Here is a 21078-nt window from a genome sequence, read left to right as displayed (position 1 = left end):
AAAACAAATAACTCATTGTTTTTAATGGTTTTTATACACATAAAAAATTAATCACTATAACCATACAAATTACATTGAAATGATCACAAAACACTTTAAGAGAGATTCGCCGGCGCTCACCTTCAAAGGGCCGCCCGCCACGCACTGCCTGTCCACAGCCCGGCAGTGATCCTGTGCACAAAAACCAACGAATTAATCCTTTCGACTGGCTAAGCGAAGGTTAGCTGCTAGCGTCATCAGACAATTCCTACGGGTATTAGAGAGAAACACTATCAGTTGACCCACGGCTCAAGAAGTGCCGCTCGGTGACCGTTCGCAAAAGGATTGAACCTGCATGTCCAGAGCATTTTTTGCGCCCGCCGTCTGGGCCGTAGTCGCCCTGAGCTCATCGCTGCCGGCCCTGGCCGACAACGCGGAAACCGCCAACAAAAGCAACAACCCGCTGAACCTTGCACCCGGCCTCAACCTGCAGGATTACTACACCCCGCGCCTGTACGACAGCAACGCCCACACCAACGACACCCTGCTGCGGGGCACCCTGCCCATCGCCCCCTCGGATTTCATCGGCGTCCCCCAGCTGCTGCGTGCCACCCTGCCGGTCAGTACCCGCCCCGATCCGCACCACGGCTACAGCACCGGCATCGGCGACCTCAACCTGTTCGATATCTTTCTGCTCAAGACCGACGGCGTGCAGCTGGGCATCGGCCCGCAGATCACCGCACCCACCGCCGAACAGGACGAACTGGGCACCGGAAAATGGCAGGCCGGGCTGGCCGCAGTGGCCATCGATGCCTCGCCCCGGGGCCTGCTGGGGGCCCTGGTGCAGTACCAGAGTTCATTCGCCGGCGACCATGACCGCGCCCATGTCGAAAGCGCCACCCTGCAGCCCTTCATCATCCACAACCTGCCCCGGGGCTGGTACCTGCGCTCCACCGGCACCTGGACCTTCGACCTGAAGAACAACACCCATTACATCCCCATCGGCCTGGGGGTGGGCAAGGCCTGGAAAGCCGGTGACAACATTCTCAACGCCTTCGTCGAGCCGCAGTGGACCGTGGAGCGCAAAGGCGACGGCTTGCCCCAGTTCACCCTGTTCGCCGGGATCAATGTCACTTTCGGAAAATAAGGACGCGCCATGCAGCCACTACTGCGCACTGCCGGTTTCAGCCTGTTGCTCCTGGCCGCCAGTTGCGGGGTCGGCGCCCAGCCCGAGCCGCAGAACAGCCGCCTGACGGCGATCAAGATGGATGGCGAACTGCCGGCCCGGGCCGCCATTGCCGGGCTGTTTGCCGAGCTGGACTTCCAGCAGGCCACGCAAAGCTACCTGTGGGCCTTGCCGCTGGTGTCCTACGCCCAGTGGCAGGGGGAATTTCGCGACAAGCTGCACGCCGGCAATGGCGACCTGATGGTCCTGGAAAGCTACGAAGACAAGCTCGGGGTGATCACCGCCAACGCCACCACGCCCTACATCCTGGGTTTTGTCGACCTCAACCAGACCGGGCCGATGGTCGTCGAGCTGCCCCCCGGCCCCACCGCCGGTGGAGTCGGCGACTTCTGGCAACGGGCGATCACCGACATGGGCCAGACCGGCCCGGACCAGGGCAAGGGCGGCAAGTACCTGGTGCTGCCGCCGGGCCATCCGGAACCTTCCGACGCCGACCAGTACTACCTGGCCAAGTCGCAAACCATGAACGTGCTGGTGGGCTTTCGCGTGCTCGACCCGGACCCGGCCAAGGGCAAGGCGCTGGTGCAGCAATTCAAGATGTACCCCTACGCCCAGCGCGCGACGCCGCCGGCGACCCGCCTGCTGTCCCCCGGCGGCAAGCCCTGGTCCGGCACCCAGCCGCGGGGCATGGCCTACTGGGAGCGCCTGCACCAGATCATCCAGCAGGAGCCGGTCAACGAGCGCGACCGCTTCTACATGGCCATGCTCGCCAGCCTCGGCATCGAGAAGGACAAGCCCTTCAACCCCAACGAGCACCAGCGCCAGGCCCTGGAACAGGGCGCGCGCATGGGTGAGCTGATCGCCCAGGCCAATACCTTCGCCAAGCGCTTCGCCGATGCCCAGTACTGGCCAGACCGGCAATGGGACAAGGTGCTGAACATCGCCGACCCGTCCCAGCGCGTGGCCTATTACGACCAGTTGTGGGAACGCAGCGCCTGGTTCTACGAGGCGGTCACCAACACCAAGGGCATGGTGTCCAAGACCCCGGGCCTGGGCCAGACCTACCTCGGCGCCTACACCGACCACAACGGCCAGTGGCTGGACGGCGGCAAGCACTATCGCCTGCACCTGGGCAGCAACCCGCCGGCCAGGCAGTTCTGGTCGCTGACCGTCTACGACAGTGCCAGCCGCTGCCTGATCGACAACCCGCAGCGCAAGGCCGATCTGTCATCGCGCCAGGACCTGAAGAAAAACCCCGACGGCTCCCTGGACCTGTATTTCGGCCCCAGCGCCCCCAAGGGCCTGGAAAGCAACTGGGTGCAGACCCTGCCGGGCAAGCACTGGTTCAGCTACTTCCGGCTCTACGCCCCCACCGAGGCCTACTTCGACAAGCGCTGGAAACTCGATGACATCACTCTGGTGCAGTAACGCCTGCCCCCCTGACTTTGGCGCAAGGATTCGAACGATGATCATCAAGGTTGTGATGCCCAGCTTGCTCGGGGTCTTGACGCTGGCCCTCAGCGGCCCGTCCCTGGGCGCCTTCAGCGCGACCGCGGAGCAGGCCCGGGGTATCGCCAAGCAGGCCTACCTCTATGGCTTTCCGGTGGTGGAGATGTACAAGACCCTCTACACCCAGGCCGTTGATCAGGGGGGGCCCAACTTCAAGGCACCGTTCAACCGTATCGGCGGTACCGCCCAGGTCTTCAGCCCCAAGGACACGGCCTTCGTCACCCCCAACTCGGACACCCCCTACTCCTTCGCCTGGCTCGACCTGCGGGCCGAACCCCAGGTACTGAGCCTGCCGGCCATCGATGCCCAGCGCTACTACTCGGTGCAGTTGATCGACCTCTACACCCAGAACTTCGACTACCTGGGCACCCGCAGCACCGGCAACCAGGGCGGCCACTACCTGATCGCCGGGCCTGACTGGCAAGGCCCCACGCCAGCCGGTATCGACAAGGTGCTGCACAGTGAAAGCAACATCGTCTACGCCCTGTACCGCACCCAATTGTTCGATGAAAAAGACCTGGAGCAGGTGCAGAAGATCCAGCAGAGCTACCAGGTCCAGGCGCTGAGCCAGTTCCTCGGCCGGCCGCCGCCCCCGGCACCGGCAGCGATCCACTGGCCCCCGCCCACCGCCACCATGAGCGACAGCCCGGAACTGTTCGGCTACCTGAACTTCATGCTGGCCTTCGCCCAGCCCCAGCCCGAGGAAAAGGACCTGCTGGCACGCCTGGCCAGCATCGGCATCATTCCCGGCCAGCCCTTCCCCCTCAAAGAGCTGGGCAGCGCGCAAAAGCAGGCCCTGGAAGACGGCATCAGCGACGGCAAGGCCGAATTCGCCGCCTTCAAGAAAGAACAGGTCGATACCCACAAGATCACCAGTGGCGACCTGTTCGGCAGCCGCCAGCACCTGCAGGACAACTACCTGTACCGCTACGCCGGGGCCAACATGGGGATCTTCGGCAACTCCGCCGAAGAGGCCAGCTATATCGGCTACTTCGTCGATGACCAGGGCCAGCCGCTCAACGCCGGCCAGCATCGCTACCGCCTGCACTTCGCCAAGGGCCAGTTGCCCCCGGCCAATGCCTTCTGGTCGCTGACGATGTACGACGGCAAGAGCAAGCTGCTGGTGGCCAACCCGCTGCAACGCTACCTGATCAACTCACGCATGCTGCCCTCGCTGAAAACCGACGCCGACGGCGGCCTGACCCTCCATGTGCAGCACCAGCCGCCGGCCAAGGAGCTGCAAAGCAACTGGTTGCCGGCCCCCGACGGCCCCTTCTACGGGGTGCTGCGGATCTACCTGCCCAAACCCGACGTCAGCAACGGCCAGTGGAAGATGCCGCCGCTGACGCCGGTCGCCCCTGAACAACAATAAGCGGAGCCCGTCATGCCCAGCCCTTCGCCCCTGCGTTCATCCCTGGCCCTTTGCCTGCTGGCGGCCAGCCCCTTGCTGCATGCCGCCGAAGGCGGGGTCGGCCGGCCCATCACCGGCCAGCAGATCTACTCCAATGCCGGGATCATCCCCCCGGAACCGGGCTGGGTGATGTCCCTGACCAGCATCTACTACGACGGCGAGCTCAAGGGCAGCGGCCAGGTGCCGATCATCGGCGATCTCAGCTCGGGGCTGAAAATGAAGGTGTCCTACACCATGGGCAACTTCACCCGGGTCTGGGACACCGGCAAGGGCCGCTGGAACTACGCCTCGGCCATCGGCGTGCCGGTGCAGTACACCGACATCCAGGCCAGCCTCACCGGCCCCCGCGGGCGCACGGTGGGTACCCAGGACAGCGGCACCCAGTTCGCCGACCTGCTGGTCACGCCGATCGCCGCCGGCTACCACATCAACGAGCGCGACCATATCGCCCTGTCGCTGCCGATCTACGTGCCCACCGGGGCCTACAACGACAACCGCCTGGCCAACCCCGGGCAGAACAACTACACCTTCATGCCGACCATCGCCTTCACCCATCTGGACGGCAAGGGCGGCGAATTCAGCCTGATGGGCGCCCTGGAGTTCTACACCCGCAACGACGCCGCCGACTACCGCAACGGCGACATCCTGCGCCTCGATGGCTTGTGGACCCACGGCTTCGGCAGCGGCTGGAACGCCGGGCTGGTGGTCGGTTACATCCAGCAGATCAGCGACGACCAGGGCCCCACCGCAGACAGACTCAACGGCTATCGCGGGCGCTCCGTGGGCGCCGGGCCGACCCTGGGCTGGAGCGGCAAGTTCGCCGATGCCCAGGCCAACATCAGCGCGCGCTGGATCCCCGAGTTCGACACCAAGAACCGCCCCGAGGGCAACGGCGTCAGCGTCAACCTGACCCTGGCCTTTTTCTGACAGGAGTGCGCCATGCCGCCTTATCCAAGGGTCCTTGTCGCCCTGCTCGGCCTGCTCTGGGCCGGTGCCCCGCTGCACGCCGCCGATGAGCTGGAACCTCGTGCCCTCGGCGCCCTGCAGCAGATGGGCAGCTACCTGCGCAGCCTGCGCGAGTTCGCGATCCAGGCCGACAGCGTCACCGACCAGTTGCTGGAAAGCGGCCAGGCCGTGGAGTTTCGCCACCACACCGAACTGCTGGCCCAGCGACCCGACAGGCTGCGGGTCAGTGTCGAAAGCCAGGGCGCGCGACGCAGCCTGTACTACGACGGCGAAGCCTTCACCCTCTACGACAGCCGCGGCCCCTACTATGCCCGAGCCCCGGCGCCCGCCAGCATCGACGCTCTGGTACAGCGCCTGAGCGACAGCTACGGCATCGAACTGCCCCTGGCGGACCTGTTCCGCTGGGACGCCGACACCGCGCAGAAGGTCGGCCTGACGTCGGCGCTGTACATCGCCAGCGAGACCCTGGGCGACCAGCGTTGCGCCCACTACGCCTTCCGCCAGAGCGACATCGACTGGCAGCTGTGGCTGCGCGAAGGGCCCCGGCCCTTGCCCTGCCGCCTGGTCATCAGCCGCCGCGACAGCCCCGAGCAGCCGCGCCACAGTGTCGATTACCGCTGGCAACTCAAGTCGGCGCCAAGTGCCGCAAGCTTCGCCTTCAAGCCCCCGGCCGGCGCCACGCAGGTGCCATTGCGGCGCCTGGAGCGCAGCGCAGCACAGGGGGAGGTACAGCCATGAAGCGCAATCACTGGTTGCTGTACAGCGTCCTGACCCTTGGCCTGCTGCAAGTGTCCGCGGCCCAGGCCTGGCAATTGCGCGGCGGTGGCGGCGGTGCCCGCACCTTCGTCGTGCCCCACGGTGGGGGTGGGGGCGGCCCGGCGGCGAGGCCCATGCCCCAGCCGCGGCCGATGCCGCACCCCATGCCCCAGCCACCGCAACCGGGGCCGCATCCCGAGCCCCATCCCTATCCGCAGCCCCATCCCGGGCCAGGACCAGGGCCCGGCCCGCATCCTTATCCCGGCCCGGGCCCTGAGCCACACCCCTATCCAGGGCCAGGGCCCCAGCCTTATCCGGGGCCGCCCGGGCCACCGCCACCACCCCCCGATCACGGCGACGACTGGTACCACCCCTGGGCCGCAGCGGCGGTGGTCGGCGCCACCACCGCCGCGGCATTCGCCATCGGCACCCAGGTCGACAGCGTGCCGCCGGACTGCGTTTCGGTGGTGGCCAGCGGCGTGGCCTACCAACACTGCGGCAACACCTGGTACCAGCCGCAATACATCGGCGGCAGCCTGCGCTACGTGGTCGTGGCGGCCCCCTGGTAATGGCTATGCACAAGGAACCGAGCATGAGCGCACGTAACGATATACAGGCCCTGCAAGCCAGCATCAGCGAAGCGGTGCTGGGCCAGGAAGCGGTGATCCGGCAGATCGTCATCGGCCTGCTGGGCAACGGCCACCTGCTGCTGGAAAGCCTGCCCGGGCTGGCCAAGACCCGCACGGTCAAGGCCCTGGCCCGGCACCTGGAAGCCAGCATGCGGCGCATCCAGTTCACCCCCGACCTGCTGCCCTCGGACATCACCGGCGCCGAAGTGCTGCACCAGGAACAGGGGCAGAACCAGATCCGCTTCCAGCCCGGGCCGCTGTTCGGCAATCTGATCCTGGCGGACGAGATCAACCGCGCTCCGGCCAAGGTCCAGGCAGCGCTGCTGGAAGCCATGGAGGAACGGCAGATCACCGTGGCCGGCACCAGCCATGCCCTGCCCGAGCTGTTCATCGTCCTGGCGACCCAGAACCCCATCGAGCAGGAAGGCACCTACCCCCTGCCGGAAGCGCAGATGGACCGCTTCCTGATGAAGGTGCTGCTGGACTACCCCCAGCCCGAGGACGAAAGCCAGGTGCTGCGCCTGCTGCGCGCCGAGGAACAGGCCCTGGGCAGCGCCACGCCCGGGGTACCGGGCTTTGCCTTGTCCCAGCAGGTGATCTTCGATGCCCGCCGCGAAGTCGGCGCGGTGGCCGTGGCCCCGGCCATCGACCGCTACCTGATCGACCTGGTCAACGCCACCCGCCACCCCGCCGACTATCACCCGGACCTGGGGCGCTGGATCGCCATCGGCGCCAGCCCCCGGGGCGGCATCGGCCTGGACCGCTGCGCCCGCGCCGATGCCTGGCTGCAGGGCGAGGATTTCGTCAGCCCGGACAACGTGCGCAGGGTGCTGCACCCGGTGCTGCGCCACCGCCTGCAACTGAGCTACGACGCGGTGGCCGACGGCGTCGGCGCCGACCAGGTGCTGGACCTGCTGCTGGACAGCGTGGCCATCCCGGCCTGAGGAGAACCGCCATGGCAACGCCACTGCACGAAGCCGACGGGCAGGTCTATGTCGCCCTGAGCCAGCTGATGGCCCTGGAGTTCCAGGCCCGTTCCCTGAGTTTTGTCGCCCGCCAGCCACAAGCCAGCATCCTCGCCGGCAACCACGCCTCGCGCCTGCGCGGGCGCGGCCTGAACTTCGACGAACTGCGCCGCTACCAGCCCGGCGACGATCTGCGTCACCTGGACTGGCGCGCCACCTTGCGCACCGGCAAGGCGGTGGTGCGTACCTTCACCGAAGAGCGCGACCGCCCGGCACTGATCCTGGTGGACCAGCGCATGTCGATGTTCTTCGGCTCGCGGCGGGCCTTCAAGTCGGCCCTGGCCGCAGAACTGGCGGCGCTGGCGGCGTGGATGGTGTTCCAGGCCGGTGACCGGGTCGGCGGCCTGGTGTTCAACGACCAGGGCATCGACAGCCTCGCCCCGCTGCGTAGCCGCAAGCGGGTGGAAGCCCTGTGCAGCCGGATCGTCCAGCACAACCAGCAACTGCACGCCGGCAACCCCGACCATGAGGGCGACGCGCAGTTGGACCGGGGGCTGCAGCAATGCCTGAACCTCGCCGCCCACGACCATCTGGTCTGTATCGTCAGCGACTTCGCCGGCACCAGCCCGCGCACCCTGCAGTACCTGCGCCAACTGGCCCGGCACAACGACGTGATCGCCCTGCAGGTCTATGACCCCCTGGCCCTGGAACTGCCGCACAACGGCCGGCTGCTGGTGACCCAGGGCCAACTGCAAGTGGAACTGGCGGTGGAGCAGCGCCAGGTGCACCGGCCCCTGGGGGACTTCCTCAGTGGCCGGCTCAAGGACGTGGCCAGCCTGCTGCGCCGCAGCCAGGTACCGCTGATGATGTTCAGCACGGCCCAGGAGGCCCTGGGACAACTGCGCAGCGAGCTGGGCAGGCTGGGAACGCCGCGGCGATGAACCCGACCCTCCCCAGCATCGACCAGTTGCAGGAAATGCCCCTGCCACCACCGCCCGCCTACCTGCCGCAGACCTGGGGCTGGGCCGTGCTGCTGGCCCTGCTGCTGCTCGGCGCCCTGGCCTGGGGCGCCCGGCGCTACTGGCGCTGGCGCCGGGATGCCTATCGGCGCGAAGCGCTGGCGCAACTGGCCCGGCTGCAAGCCAGCGACGAGCGCATCCATGCCCTGCGCGCCTTGCCCGAACTGCTCAAGCGCGTGGCCCTGTCCATGCCCCCCGCCCCCCACACATCCCGTGGGCGCCGGCTTGCCGGGGAAGCCCTTGCCACAGCCACCCGCGCTTTCACGGGCAAGCCAGCGCCTGCAGGCCCGCGGGGGGTGGCGGGGCTGCGAGGGGCGGATTGGCAGGCCTTTCTGCAACAGCATTGCCCGCTACCGCTGCCCGATGATTTCAGCCAGCAACTGGCCCTGCTGGCCTACGCGCCCCAGGCGCAATTGCAGGCCCTGTCGCCCGCCCAGCAACAACAGCTGTTCGAGCAGTGCCGCACCTGGGTGGAGCAGCATCATGTGGCAGCTTGACTCTCCCTGGCTGTTGCTCCTGCTGCCGCTGCCCTGGTTCGGCTACCGCTGGCTGCCCGCCTACCGCGAGGCCCGCAGCGCGGTGCGGGTGCCGTTCTTCGCCGCCATGAGCCGCGCGGTCGGCCAGGCGCCGCAACTGTCCGGCAGCCGCCGCAACCGCGGGCAGTTGCTGCTCAACCTGCTGGTCTGGGCCCTGCTGGTGCTGGCGGTGGCGCGGCCGGTGTGGGTCGAGCCTCCCCTCGAACAGCAGCGGCCGGTACGCGACCTGATGCTCGCCATCGACCTCTCGCAATCGATGCAGACCCAGGATTTCAACGACGCCAACGGCCAGCGGGTCGACCGTCTGAGCGCAGTGAAAGAAGTGGTCCAGGGCTTTATCCAGCGGCGCAAGGACGATCGCCTGGGGCTGATCGTGTTCGGCAGCGGCGCCTTTGCCCAGGCGCCCCTGACCCTGGACCACGCCAGCCTGAGCCTGCTGCTCGAAGACAGCGGGATCGGCATGGCCGGGCCCAACACCGCGATTGGCGACGCCATCGGCCTGGCGCTCAAGCTGCTGGAACAGGCCCATGAGCCAGAAAAAGTGCTGATCCTGCTCACCGACGGCAACGACACCAGCAGCGCCATCACCCCACAACACGCCGCCGCCATGGCCGCAGCCAGAGGCGTAGTGATCCATACCATCGGCATCGGGGACCCCAGCGCCGAAGGTGAAGCCAAGGTCGACCTGTCGGCCCTGGAGCAGATCGCCCGGACCACCGGTGGCCGCTACTTCCGCGCCGAGGACCGCAGCGCCCTGGACCAGGTCTACGCCACCCTCGACCGCCTCACCCCCCATCAAGTGCAGACCCTGCGCCACCAGCCCAAGCGCGATTTGTTCCATTGGCCCCTGGGCGCGGCCCTGGGCCTGCTGGTGCTGTATCACCTGCTGGCCTGGCTGGCGCCGCGCCTGCGCCCGAACCGGGTTCGCCCGCCGCAGGAGGCCTGAAATGCAGATCAACCTCAGCGACCTGCACCTCCTGCGCCCACTGTGGCTGCTGCTGATCATTCCCGGGGCCTTGCTGCCCTGGCTCTGGCAGCGCCGGCATGACCTGCAGGCCCGCCTGCGGGGCACCATTGCCCCACACCTGCTGACGCACCTGCTGGTCACCCCGCAGGACTCCCAGCGCCTGCGGCCGGTGCATCTGCTCAGCGCGCTGCTGGTGCTGGGCGCCCTGGCCGCTGCCGGCCCCACCTGGGAACAGGACCGCCCGGATTTCCTGCACAACCGCGCACCGCTGATCATCGCCCTCGACCTGTCCCCCTCGATGAACGCCAGCGACCTACCGCCCAGCCGCCTGGAGGCCGCCAAGCACAAGCTGCAGCAACTGGTGCAGCAACGCCGTGGCGCCCGCACCGGGCTGATCGCCTACGCCGGCGGCGCCCACCTGGTACTGCCGGCCAGCGACGACCCGGCCTTGCTCGACAGCTTCATCCAGGCCCTGGGCAGCGATCTGATCCAGCGCCCGGGCAAGGATGTGCTGGGGGTGATCCGGCAAGCCCAGCGCCTGCTCCAGGCCGAGCACAGCCCCGGCAGCCTGCTGCTGATCAGCGACGGCGCCGACACCTCGCAATTGGCGGCGATCAAACAGCAACTGGCCGACAGCCCCTTGCAGGTACTGATCCTCGCGGCCGGCAGCAGCGACGGCGGGATCATCCGCGACGCCAACGGCCAGCCGCTCACCGACAGTGACGGCCGCCCGCAACTGGGGCGTTTCGACAGCGCCGCGCTCAAGCAACTGGCCGCCGCCAGCGACGCGCCCCTGGGCAGCCTGACCCTGAATGACGACGACCTGGACTGGGTGCAGTTGCATGCCCAGCAGCATTTCACCGCGGCCAGCGCCCCCGACCGGCAACTGCAATGGAAAGACGCCGGCTACTGGCTGTGCTGGCCACTGCTGCTGTTGGCGTTCTGCTGCGTGCGCCGCGGCTGGAGCCTGAACTGGCTGGGTGCCCTGCTGCTGGGCCTGGGCTTGAGCCTGCAAGCGCCGACGGCCCGGGCCAATACCTTGGCCGACGCCTTCTTCAGCGCCGACCAGCAAGGCCGCTGGGCCTTCGAACACGGCCACTACCCGGCCGCCGCCGCGCTGTTCACCGACCCCTACTGGAAAGGCATCGCGGCTTATAAAGCGGCGGACTTCGATCTGGCCCTGGCCAGCTTCGCCCGCCTGGACAGCGCCGCGGCGTATTTCTACCTGGGCAATATCCATGTGCGGCGCTTCAAGTTCGACGAGGCCATCGCCGCCTATCAGCAAGCCCTGAAGTTGCAGCCCCGGTTTGCCGAGGCCCGCGCCAACCTGGCCCTGGCCCAGGCGCTGAAAAAAGACACCGAGAGCGCGCAGCAGAACGCCCCCGAGGTCAAGCCCGATGCCATCAAGTTCGACAAGCCTGCGGGCAAGGGCCAGAGCAAGAAGGTCGAGACCCAGCAGGCCGCCAGCGACGAGCTTTGGCTGCAGAACCTCAGCACCTCCCCGGCGGCGTTCCTGCGGCAGAAGTTCAGCCTGCAGGACCTCGACAACACCACGCCGCAGGTGACGCCATGAACCCTGTAGCGTTGAGAGGTCTGTGGGCAGTGGCGCTTGGGTTGATGCTCTGGGGCTGGCAGGCGCTGGCGGCAGAGCCGCAGTTGCGGGTGCAGGCCCAGTTGCAGCCCGATACCTCGGTGATGGTCGGGCAAACCCTGCAGTTGCAGGTCGATGTGCTGACCAATACCTGGTTCACCCAGGCCGTGACCCTGCCGGAGCTGCAACTGCCCGGGGCCCTGGTGCTGGCACCCGACGGCGAAGCCGAGCACTTGAACCAGACCCTCGACGGGCAGCCGTTCTTCGGCATGCGCTACCGCTACCGGATCACCCCGCAACAGGCCCGCTCGTTCCAGATCCCGCCCCTGGTGGTGCGCGCCACCCCGGCCCAGGCCAGCGCCGAACAGTCGGCGCAGACCCCGCCCCTGGCCTTCAGCGCCAGCCAGCCGCCGGGCTTCGCCCCGGGGGAAACGGTGCTGGTGGCCGATGATCTGCGCCTGACCCAGACCCTGCGCTTGTCCGCGACACCAGCGGCGGTGGGCGACACCCTGGTCCGCGAACTGACTCTGCAGGCCGACGGCCCGCCGGGGTTGTCCCTGCCGCCGCCGCAAACGGCCGCCGTGGCCGGCCTGGAGGCCTACCCGGTGGCCCCGCGCATCAGCAACCTGGATGACGGTCGCGGGCATATCAGCGGTGGCCAGCGCATCGATCGCCTGAGTTACAGGATCCAGCGCCCCGGGCACTACCAACTGCCGGCGCTGCGGATCAAATGGTGGAACAGCCAGGCGCATCGGGCCCAGGTCAGCGAGTTGCCGGCCTTGAGTTTCGAGGCCACGGCCGCCAGCCGCTATCAACCGGTGTTTTCCATCCGCGACGATCTCCAGGCCCTGGGCCGGCAAAACCCCTGGCGCATTTCCCAGTACCTGGTCGGCCTGGCCCTGCTGCTGGCGCTGGGCGTTGTGGCGCTGTACCTGGGCCGCCCCTGGTGGCAACGCGGGCAGCAGGCCTGGCAACACTGGCGGGCCGCCCGCCAGGCCGCCTGGGAGCGCTCCGCCGCCTGGGCCTGGGAACAGGTGCCGGGCCAGCTCAAGCAGCAGCCGCCGCAACTGGGTGCCCTGTACCTGTGGTGTCGGCGCAGCAGCGGCCGCCTCGATCTGGCCAGCCTGGGCCCGCGCCTGCGCGCCCTGCTGCAGGCCTGCTATGGCCCGGCGCCCCACGCCGGTGCGGCGCTGGAGCAACTGCGCCAGGCGCTGCCGGCGCTGCACGCCGAAGGTACGCCGCAAGCCCCTCCTCAAGGCCACGGCCTGCGCCCCCTCAACCCCCGTCACGAGAAGGATTTCCCATGACACTTCCAGCCCCCTGGCGCGTGCGCCACCTGCCCCTCCTTCTGCTGTTGCTGGCCGCCCCGCTGCTGGCCCTGGCCAACAGCGACCCCTTGCCCTCGTGGAAGGACGGCCCGAGCAAGCAGGGCATTCTCGCCTTCGTCCAGGCCGTGACCACCCAGGGCGGCCCGGACTACGTGAAACCCGCCGAGCGCATTGCCGTGTTCGACAACGACGGCACCCTGTGGAGCGAGCAGCCGGCCTATTTCGAGGTGCTGTTCGCCTTCGACGAAATCAAGCGCCTGGCGCCCCAGCACCCCGAGTGGAAGACCCGCCAGCCGTTCCAGGCCGTGCTCGAAGGTGATCACCAGGCCCTGGCCGCCAGCGGCATGCACGGCCTGCTGCAGATCATCGGCGCCACCCATACCGGCATCAGCAGCGAGGCCCTTATCGACAATGCCCGGCGCTGGCTGGCCGAGGCCCGCCACCCGAAGACCGGGCGGCCGTTCAACCAGATGATCTACCAGCCCATGCTGGAAATGCTCGACTACCTGCGCAGCCAGGATTTCAAGACCTACATCGTCTCCGGCGGCGACACCGCCTTCATGCGCGCCTTCGCCGAAAGCGCCTACGGCATCCCGCCGGAACAGGTGATCGGCAGCAACTTCGTCACCCAGTGGCAGTTCCAGGACGGCCAGCCGTCGATCCTGCGCACCGCCAAGCTGGCCCACAACGACGACGGCCCGGGTAAGCCGGAAAGCATCGACGGGATCATCGGCCGGCGCCCGCTGCTGGCTTTCGGCAACTCCGACGGCGACCTGCAGATGCTGCAGTGGACCGCCGCAGGCAGTGGCAAGCGGTTCATGGCCCTGGTGCACCACACCGACGCAGCGCGCGAGTGGGCCTACGACCGCAAGTCCCAGGTCGGGCGCCTGGACCAGGCCCTGGATCAAGCACAGCAGCACGGCTGGACGCTGGTGGACATGGCCGCCGAATGGCGGCGGATCTACCCCTTCGAGCCCCTGGCACCCGAGCAAGCGCAATGACCACAGGAGAAGCAACAACAGACGCAAGGCAGGACAGCACTCAACGTGGCTCGCCCCAGGCGAGCGAACCCGAAAAAGGAGCAAGTCAGATGACTCGCATACGCAAGTGGCTACCCAAGGCCGCCCTGGTGGCGACCGCGGTGATGGCGTTCTCGGCAACTGCCGGGGCGGCAGAGAAACCCAATATCCTGGTGATCTTCGGCGACGATATCGGCCAGACCAATATCAGCGCCTATTCCATGGGCGTGGTCGGCTACAAGACACCGAACATCGACCGCATCGCCAAGGAAGGCATGCTGTTCACCGACTACTACGCGGAGAACAGCTGCACCGCCGGGCGCTCTTCCTTTATTACCGGGCAGACGCCGCTGCGCACCGGGCTGTCCAAGGTGGGCATCCCCGGGGCCCCGGTGGGCCTGCAAAAACGCGACATCACCATCGCCCAGGCGCTGAAATCCCAGGGCTACGCCACCGGCCAGTTCGGCAAGAACCACCTGGGCGACCGGGATGAGTACCTGCCCACCGCCCACGGTTTCGACGAGTTCTTCGGCAACCTCTACCACCTCAACGCCGAAGAGGAGCCCGAGCGCCCCTACTGGCCCAAGGACGACCCGGACTTCGTCAAGGCCAACTCGCCACGCGGGGTGATCCACAGTTTTGCCGACGGCAAGATCGAGGACACCGGCGCCCTGACCAAGAAACGCATGGAGACCATCGACGACGAAACCACCGCCGCCGCCCAGGCCTTCATCGAGAAGCAGGCCAAGGCCGACAAGCCGTTCTTCGTCTGGATGAACACCACGCGCATGCACGTGTTCACCCATGTGCGCGAGTCCATGGCGGGCCAGAGCGGCATGCCCGGCAACGAATACGCCGACGGCATGGTCGAGCACGACAACGATGTGGGCAAACTGCTCAAGACCCTCGACGACCTGAAGATCGCCGACAACACCATCGTCGTCTACACCACCGACAACGGGCCCAACCAGTTCTCCTGGCCGGATGCAGCGACCACGCCATTTCGCAACGAGAAGAACTCCAACTGGGAAGGCGCCTACCGGGTGCCGGCGATGGTTCGCTGGCCGGGCAAGGTCAAGGCCGGGGAAGTCTCCAACGAGATGTTCTCGGGGCTCGACTGGTTCCCCACCCTGCTGGCGGCGGCCGGCGACAGCGGGGTCAAGGACAAGCTGCTCAAGGGCTGGGCCCCCACCACCGGTGGCGCCAGCTTCAAGGTGCACCTGGACGGCTTCAACCAGCTGCCCTACCTGACCGGCCAGCAGCCCAAGGGGGAACGCCACGAGTTCTACTACTTCAACGATGACGGGGTGCTGGTGTCGATGCGCTTCGACAACTGGAAAGTGGTGTTCTGCGAGCAGCGCCAGCCCGGCGGGTTCAGGGTCTGGAGCGAGCCGTTCGTATGCCTACGGGTACCGAAGATCCTCAACTTGCGGATGGACCCCTACGAGCGGGCGGACGTGGTGTCCGACCAGTTCTATGACTGGAACACCAAGAACGTCTACCTGGCCGGGATGGCGGTGACCAAGTCGGCGAAGTTCCTCGAGACCTTCATCGAATACCCACCGAGCCAGAAACCGGCGAGCTTCAGCATCGACCAGATCCGCGCCGCGGTGGATGCCAAGATCGCCGAGAAAATGAAGGCTCAACCGGCCCAATGACCCGACGCCGCCCGGCCCACCGGGCGGCCTCTCCCCCCCCACACAGCAGGCGTCGGCTTGCCGACGAAGAGGCCCGCAAGCCCTGCGTCATCCTCGCCAACGACTTCGCTGGCAAGCCAGCTCCTACGGGCGGGTACGCATATTCCCTGTAGGAGTCGGCTTGCCGACGAAGACGTCCGCCAGTCTTGTACTACGCTTGAGTCCGCATTCGCCGGGACTCCGGCACCTGCCCATCCGTAGGGCATTTCGATTTCTGCATAAGGCCATGGAACATGAGTTCTCCCCTCTCGCGGCCACACCTTGCCAGCCACAGCCTCGATACCCGCGCGCAGTGGTTTCCGGCACTGCTGTTATTTGTCTCCGGCGCTGCGGCGCTGATCTTCCAGGTGCTGTGGATCAAGCAACTGTCCCTGGTGGTGGGGGTCGAGGTCTATGCCATCACCACTGGTATCAGCGCCTTCTTCGCCGGGCTGGCCCTTGGCGGCTGGCTGTTCGGCCGCCTGGCCGACCGGGTGGCCAATCCCTGGCGCCTGTACGCGCTGCTGGAATTGCTGGTGGCGCTGACGGCCGTGGGCGCGACCCTGGCCCTGGCCGGCGCCGCCGCACCCTTCGCTGAACTGGCCCTGCACCTGGGCCTGCTGGCCTGGGGCCTGCCACTGCTGCTGGTGGGCGCCCCGGCGGTGCTGATGGGCGGCACCCTGCCGGTGCTGGTGCGAGCCCTGGCGGCCGACCCGGGGCAACTGGGCCGCGCCGGTGGCAGGCTGTACGCAGCCAACACCGCCGGGGCAATTGCCGGCACCCTGCTCAGCGCCTTTGTGCTGATTGCCACCCTCGGCGTGCGCGGCAGCGCCCTGGCCGCCGCGCTGCTGAACCTGCTGGCGGCCCTCGGTGCCCTGGCCCTGCAACAACAGCAGGCCCTGCCCGCCAGCGCGCCGGCAAAGCTGGCCCGCAACCCGCGGCCGGCACGCCTGGCCCTGCTGCTGTACAGCCTCGCCGGCGGCGTGGCCCTGGGCTACGAGGTGGTCTGGTCGCAGTCCATCGTGCCGTTCATGAGCACCCGCACCTACGCCTTTGCGGTAGTCCTGGCCACCTACCTGGGCGGGCTGTTCCTGGGCAGTAGCCTGATGGCCCCGCGGGCCGACCGGGTACGTGACCCCTGGGGCCTGTTCGGCCTGCTGATTGCCGGTGCCGGGCTGCTGGCCCTGCTGGAAATGGCGCTGCTGGGGCGCTGGCTGATCCTCGCCCAGACCCAGGTCGAAGCCCTCATCCTCAGCCTGGGGGGCAGCCCGCTGCTGGGCATGAGCGGGCGCTTTGCCGTGGCCGCGCTGTGCATCGTGTTCGTGCCCACCCTGCTGCTGGGGGCGGCCTTCCCCCTGGCCCTGCGCCTGTGCTGTGACGGCCGCGCAGTGGGCCGCGACGTTGGCGCCGTGCTGGCCTGCAACACCCTGGGCGGGATCATTGGCGTGGCCCTGTGCGGCTTCGTGCTGATCCCCTGGCTGGGGCTGGTGCGCACCCTGGGGCTGCTGGCGCTGATCGCAGCGCTGGTGGGCCTGCTTGCCGTGCGCCAGGGCCCCGGGGTGAACAAGGGCCGGCGCCAGGGGGTGGTTGCCCTGGGGCTGCTGTCCCTGGCCGTGGCCCTGCTGACCCCGCCCCAGCGCCTGGCGCAACTCCTGCCCGGGGCCCGCCACGCCGAACTGAGTTTCTACCAGGAAGGCCGCGGCGCCACGGTGGCGGTGGTGACCCAGGGCCAGCCCGAGCGGCGCTTCCATCGCCTGTATATCCAGGGCGTGTCGAACACCGGCGATGCCATGCCGTCACTGCGCTACATGCGCATCCAGGCCCTGCTGCCGCTGCTGATCCACAACGGCGAGCCGCGCTCGGCGCTGGTGATCGGCTTCGGCACCGGGATCACCGCCGGGGCCCTGCTGCGCTACCCGGGGCTGGAACAGCGGGTGGTGGCGGAATTGCTACCGGCGGTACTGGACGCCGCGCCGCTGTTCCAGGGCAACTTCAATGCCGCCAGCGACCCGGGCATTCAGATCCGCCTGCAGGACGGGCGCCAGGAACTGCTGCGCAGCCCGCAGAACTATGACCTGATCACCCTGGAACCGCCGCCGCCCTCCGCTGCCGGGGTGGTCAACCTGTACTCCCGGGACTTCTACCAACTGGCCGCGCGGCGCCTCAACACCCAGGGCCTGGTGGCCCAGTGGCTGCCCCTGCCGACCCAGAACACCGAAGACTCCCGCGCCCTGGTGCAGAGCTTCCTCGAGGTCTTCCCCTACGCCACCCTGTGGACCAGCGAGTTCCACGAGATGCTGCTGGTGGGTTCCCCGGACCCCATCGAGCTGGATGCGGCCAGGATCGAGCGGCGCTTTGCCCAGGACAACGTGCGCAGCGCCCTGGGGGAAGTCGGGGTCAATTCCGCCCAGGCGCTGCTGGCCACCTGGGTCAGCGACCGCGACGGCCTGCAGCGCTTTGCCGGCGATGCCCCGGCGGTCACCGATGACCGGCCGCGCATCGAGTACGCACCCTGGGTGCGGTCACGGGAGATCAACCGGGTTCTGCCGGAGCTGCTGAACCTGCGCCATCCACCGGTGCTGGTGAATGTCAGCCCCGAGTTTCGCCAGCGGATGAACCAGGAAAGCCGCAACCTGATGCAGTTCTACCGCGCCAGCCTGCACGCCTATGAGGGCGACCGCGAAGCCTGGGCCCGGGAGATCCGCGAACTGCTCCAGGTCGATGGCGGCAACCCCTACTACCGCTGGTTCGTCGGCCAGTGAGCTGAAGCGCCCATCCCGGGCCGTTGCATGCGGCCTGGGACTTTTTTTCAGGAAACCGGTAGGGTGCGCAGTTTCAGCGCGCCACTGCCCGGGCGCGGCGGTCTTTCATGGAGTCGTACCGCCCAATGAGTTGCTGGACCCTGCTCGGCCTGCCGGCCACCGCCGATACCCGCACCATCAAACGCCACTACGCCAGGCTGCTCAAGCAGACTCGCCCGGATGAAGACCCGGTGGCGTTCCAGCGCCTGCGCGAAGCCTATGAATCGGCGCTGGAGCAAGCCCGGTGGCTGGGCATGCAGGAGCAGGATCCACATTCGGACGAAGACCCGATGCCGCTGGCCGGGCAGGCGCCGCAGGGCCCAAAGCCGCTGTCGCCGGCGCAGCGAGTCGCCCCCTTGCTGGAGGGCATCCGCATCGAGCAACTGGACCTGCGCTATCAGCAGGCGATCCAGAGCGACTGCCTGCTGGAGTTCGAGCTGGGCCTGTTGCGCCACTGCGTGGAACGCCCGGACCAGTCGCAACAGCTGCTGGCCTGGGCCTTTGCCACGTTCCACTGGCTCAGCGCCTGGCAGCGCCTGGAACTGCCGGAGTACCTGATCGATGCATTGCTGGAACAGTGCCAGGAAAAGCTCTTGCAGCCCCTGCAGGACGCCCTGGCCCAGCGCGACGACCAGGCTCTGCTCCAGGCCTACGCGCAACGCCAGCAGCAGCCCTGGCTGAACAGCCTGGACCAGGGCCAGTGGTTCAACCTGCAACTGGTGGAGCTGCTGCTCAACAGCCCCTACTGGTCCAGCCCGGGGTTCGCCGCGGTGTGTGCCGGCCAGGGCTGGCACAACGGTGCGGACAACGCCTGTCCGGCGCTGGAATGGGAGCGCCTCAAAGCCCGTGACGAAGCACCGGTATTCATTGCCCGCCAGCAGGCCCTGGCCACCCAGGCGCCGGCCAGCCCGCAACAGCGCGCCGCCTACCTGCTGCTGGCGCCCATCAGTTTCACCCGCCGGCGCAACTTCGCCCGGCGCCTGCGCCCCGATGACTGGGCCTGCTGCCGCCAACTGAGCTCGCGGCTGCACGCCAATCACCCCGAGGTATCGGCCGGCATGCCCGGCGGCACGCCGTTCTTCTGGCGCGACTGGGAGTTCGCCTTCAACGCCTGGCCCATGTACCTGGGCATTGTCCTCGCCTGTCTGGCGGGGGCCGTGGCCCGCTATGCGCCGCAAGCCGGCAGCCTGGGGGAAATCATCGGCGTGACGCTGTTCTGGAGCACCTGTTTTGCCGGCGCCGGGGCCCTGCTGGGGTGGCTCTGGCAGCCTCTGGCTCACCGCCTCTGGGTACGCGACCAGGCACTCGGCGCACGCCTGCCGCACTGGCTCGACCCGGACCGTGAGGTGCTGGTCCTGCGCGACCTGCTGCCGGCCCTGCTGATCAGCGGTGCCCTGGGATATTTCTGCGGCCCGGTCAGCGCCGCCACTTACCTGGCCGTGCTGCTGGGGGTGGCGAGCCTGCGGCGCCGCGAACTCAAGGCCCAGGCTTCCTGGGAAAAACCCGCTCCCTGGCGCCGGCGGCTGTTGATCGGCCTGGGCTGCATGGTGCTGGTGGCAGGCCTGGGCAGCCTCCAGCTGTTCACCAGCCAGCGCACGCTCAACCCCAACCAGGGCCTGCAGCAATGGAGCGAACGCCTGTGCGCGCGCATGCCCGCCAATGCCGAGGGCTGCGCGGCCCCGGCCACCGCCCGCCAGTGGTACGGCCAGGAGGGGCAGCCATGAACCCCAATTGGTTGCTGCCCATCGGCCTGGTTCTGGGGTTGACGCTGGTCGGCCTGGCCGGGGCCAGCAAGCCCCTGGGGCGCCTCGACCTGTGGCTGGACCACCAGGACAGCCCGAGCACCGCCCAGGCCAATGCCCTGGCACCGATCGTCAATTGCATGAACCAGGTGGATGTGCCCTGGCGCCTGGCCCACCAGGCCTTCATGGCCGAGGGTGCGCCCCGGGCCAAGGCGCCCGAAGCCTACGACCTGTATGCCTACAGCCACCAGGACATCGACGCGCTGTACCGCCTCAACTGCCCCGGCAGGATCACCGATAAATTGCAGGTCCTGGCCCCGGACAGCCCTTTGCTCCCCGCCACCGTGCGCTATCTGCAAGTGCTCGGGCCCTTCGCGGCCCTGACCAAGGATTCCTTCATGCGCAAAATGGGCATCGGGCGGCCCCTGACCGAGGCGCAACTGGATGAGTTTGCCCGCCAACTGGCGCAACAGAGCGAGGCTTACCTGGAAGCTTCCAATGCCGTGCGCCAGTTGCTCCCGGCCCTGGATATCGAACCGCGCAGCCAGCAACTGCTGCGCCTGGAGCAACGCCTGGGGCGCAATGCCCACTGGGCATTGCTCGATTACATGATCCAGGCCCGCAGCACCGTGGAATTTGTCGAGGCAGGCGTACGCCAGCAAAGCCTGACCCCGGACCAACTGGCGCAGGTCACCCGGCAGTTGCGCCAGACCTGGGACGCTCGGCAGCAGTACCTGAAAACAGGCCAGCCGGACAAGAACACCGAGCAGGTGCTGTACCTCTGGCAACTGATCGCCCAGCCCGGCGAACAGTACCTCAAGGCGCTGGACACCCTGCACCGCGACTGGCAGCAACATGCCGAGCCGCAACGCCTGAGCGACGACTACCACGCAGTGACCCAGGGTTACGACCAGATGCTCTACCACTACAACAAACTGGCGCGCAGCCAGTACTGAAACCGAACGATGGCCGCGGCACCTTTCAAGATGCCGCGGCCA

Annotated in this window: 17 protein-coding genes; all 17 read left to right on the top strand. The window is 67.7% G+C overall.

What is annotated here, in order from left to right; genetic code table 11:
* The first annotated feature begins 334 nt into the window (after positions 1-334).
* The 17 genes from A9971_RS26375 to A9971_RS26295 all read left to right on the top strand — a co-directional run bounded on the left by A9971_RS26375 (position 335) and on the right by A9971_RS26295 (position 21036).
* Positions 335-1126, top strand: coding sequence for a hypothetical protein (locus A9971_RS26375; RefSeq protein WP_065363978.1), 792 nt, complete (start codon positions 335-337; stop codon positions 1124-1126).
* A 9-nt stretch (positions 1127-1135) separates the two neighbouring features.
* A complete protein-coding gene (locus A9971_RS26370; protein WP_011061144.1) occupies positions 1136-2593 on the top strand; it encodes a DUF1254 domain-containing protein in 1458 nt (485 codons plus the stop codon).
* A 55-nt stretch (positions 2594-2648) separates the two neighbouring features.
* Positions 2649-4046 carry a DUF1254 domain-containing protein gene (locus A9971_RS26365; protein WP_239692726.1) on the top strand — a complete coding sequence of 466 codons (1398 nt, stop codon included), beginning with the start codon at positions 2649-2651 and terminating at the stop codon, positions 4044-4046.
* 12 nt (positions 4047-4058) lie between these two features.
* A complete protein-coding gene (locus A9971_RS26360; RefSeq protein ID WP_019095220.1) occupies positions 4059-5012 on the top strand; it encodes a transporter in 954 nt (317 codons plus the stop codon).
* Positions 5013-5024: 12 nt separating this feature from the next.
* The gene (locus tag A9971_RS26355) at positions 5025-5789 is read left to right on the top strand and encodes a DUF2092 domain-containing protein (RefSeq protein WP_183000150.1); all 765 of its coding nucleotides are present in this window, start codon (positions 5025-5027) and stop codon (positions 5787-5789) included.
* Positions 5786-6376, top strand: coding sequence for a hypothetical protein (locus tag A9971_RS26350; RefSeq protein WP_183000149.1), 591 nt, complete (start codon positions 5786-5788; stop codon positions 6374-6376). The genes A9971_RS26355 and A9971_RS26350 overlap by 4 nt, the downstream gene beginning before the upstream one ends.
* Positions 6377-6399: 23 nt before the next feature.
* Positions 6400-7380, top strand: coding sequence for a MoxR family ATPase (locus A9971_RS26345; RefSeq protein ID WP_072441949.1), 981 nt, complete (start codon positions 6400-6402; stop codon positions 7378-7380).
* Between the two features lie 11 nt (positions 7381-7391).
* Positions 7392-8342 (top strand): DUF58 domain-containing protein, encoded by a 951-nt coding sequence (locus A9971_RS26340; RefSeq protein WP_183000148.1) that lies wholly within the window; start codon positions 7392-7394, stop codon positions 8340-8342.
* On the top strand, positions 8339-8917 hold the full coding sequence (locus A9971_RS26335) for a DUF4381 domain-containing protein (RefSeq protein WP_077934065.1): 579 nt from the start codon (positions 8339-8341) through the stop codon (positions 8915-8917). The genes A9971_RS26340 and A9971_RS26335 overlap by 4 nt, the downstream gene beginning before the upstream one ends.
* Entirely contained in the window at positions 8904-9902 is a 999-nt protein-coding gene (locus tag A9971_RS26330; protein WP_183000147.1) for a VWA domain-containing protein, read from the top strand. The genes A9971_RS26335 and A9971_RS26330 overlap by 14 nt, the downstream gene beginning before the upstream one ends.
* 1 nt (position 9903) lies before the next feature.
* Positions 9904-11496, top strand: coding sequence for a VWA domain-containing protein (locus tag A9971_RS26325; protein WP_183000146.1), 1593 nt, complete (start codon positions 9904-9906; stop codon positions 11494-11496).
* Entirely contained in the window at positions 11493-12821 is a 1329-nt protein-coding gene (locus A9971_RS26320; RefSeq protein WP_183000145.1) for a BatD family protein, read from the top strand. Before A9971_RS26325 ends, A9971_RS26320 begins: the two co-directional genes overlap by 4 nt.
* Positions 12818-13843 (top strand): HAD family phosphatase, encoded by a 1026-nt coding sequence (locus tag A9971_RS26315; RefSeq protein ID WP_183000144.1) that lies wholly within the window; start codon positions 12818-12820, stop codon positions 13841-13843. The genes A9971_RS26320 and A9971_RS26315 overlap by 4 nt, the downstream gene beginning before the upstream one ends.
* Positions 13844-13932: 89 nt before the next feature.
* Entirely contained in the window at positions 13933-15519 is a 1587-nt protein-coding gene (locus A9971_RS26310) for an arylsulfatase (protein ID WP_183000143.1), read from the top strand.
* Between the two features lie 272 nt (positions 15520-15791).
* Positions 15792-18299, top strand: a complete 2508-nt coding sequence (locus A9971_RS26305) for a fused MFS/spermidine synthase (RefSeq protein ID WP_183000142.1) — start codon at positions 15792-15794, stop codon at positions 18297-18299.
* A gap of 125 nt (positions 18300-18424) precedes the next feature.
* Positions 18425-20062 (top strand): molecular chaperone DnaJ, encoded by a 1638-nt coding sequence (locus tag A9971_RS26300; protein ID WP_183000141.1) that lies wholly within the window; start codon positions 18425-18427, stop codon positions 20060-20062.
* Positions 20059-21036, top strand: a complete 978-nt coding sequence (locus tag A9971_RS26295; RefSeq protein WP_103291175.1) for a DUF3829 domain-containing protein — start codon at positions 20059-20061, stop codon at positions 21034-21036. Before A9971_RS26300 ends, A9971_RS26295 begins: the two co-directional genes overlap by 4 nt.
* Positions 21037-21078: the final 42 nt, after the last annotated feature.

Origin of the sequence: Pseudomonas sp. UME65 (assembly GCF_014170225.1) — a bacterium.
GTDB classification, from domain to species: domain Bacteria; phylum Pseudomonadota; class Gammaproteobacteria; order Pseudomonadales; family Pseudomonadaceae; genus Aquipseudomonas; species Aquipseudomonas protegens.
This window is presented reverse-complemented; position numbering and strand designations above follow the sequence as displayed.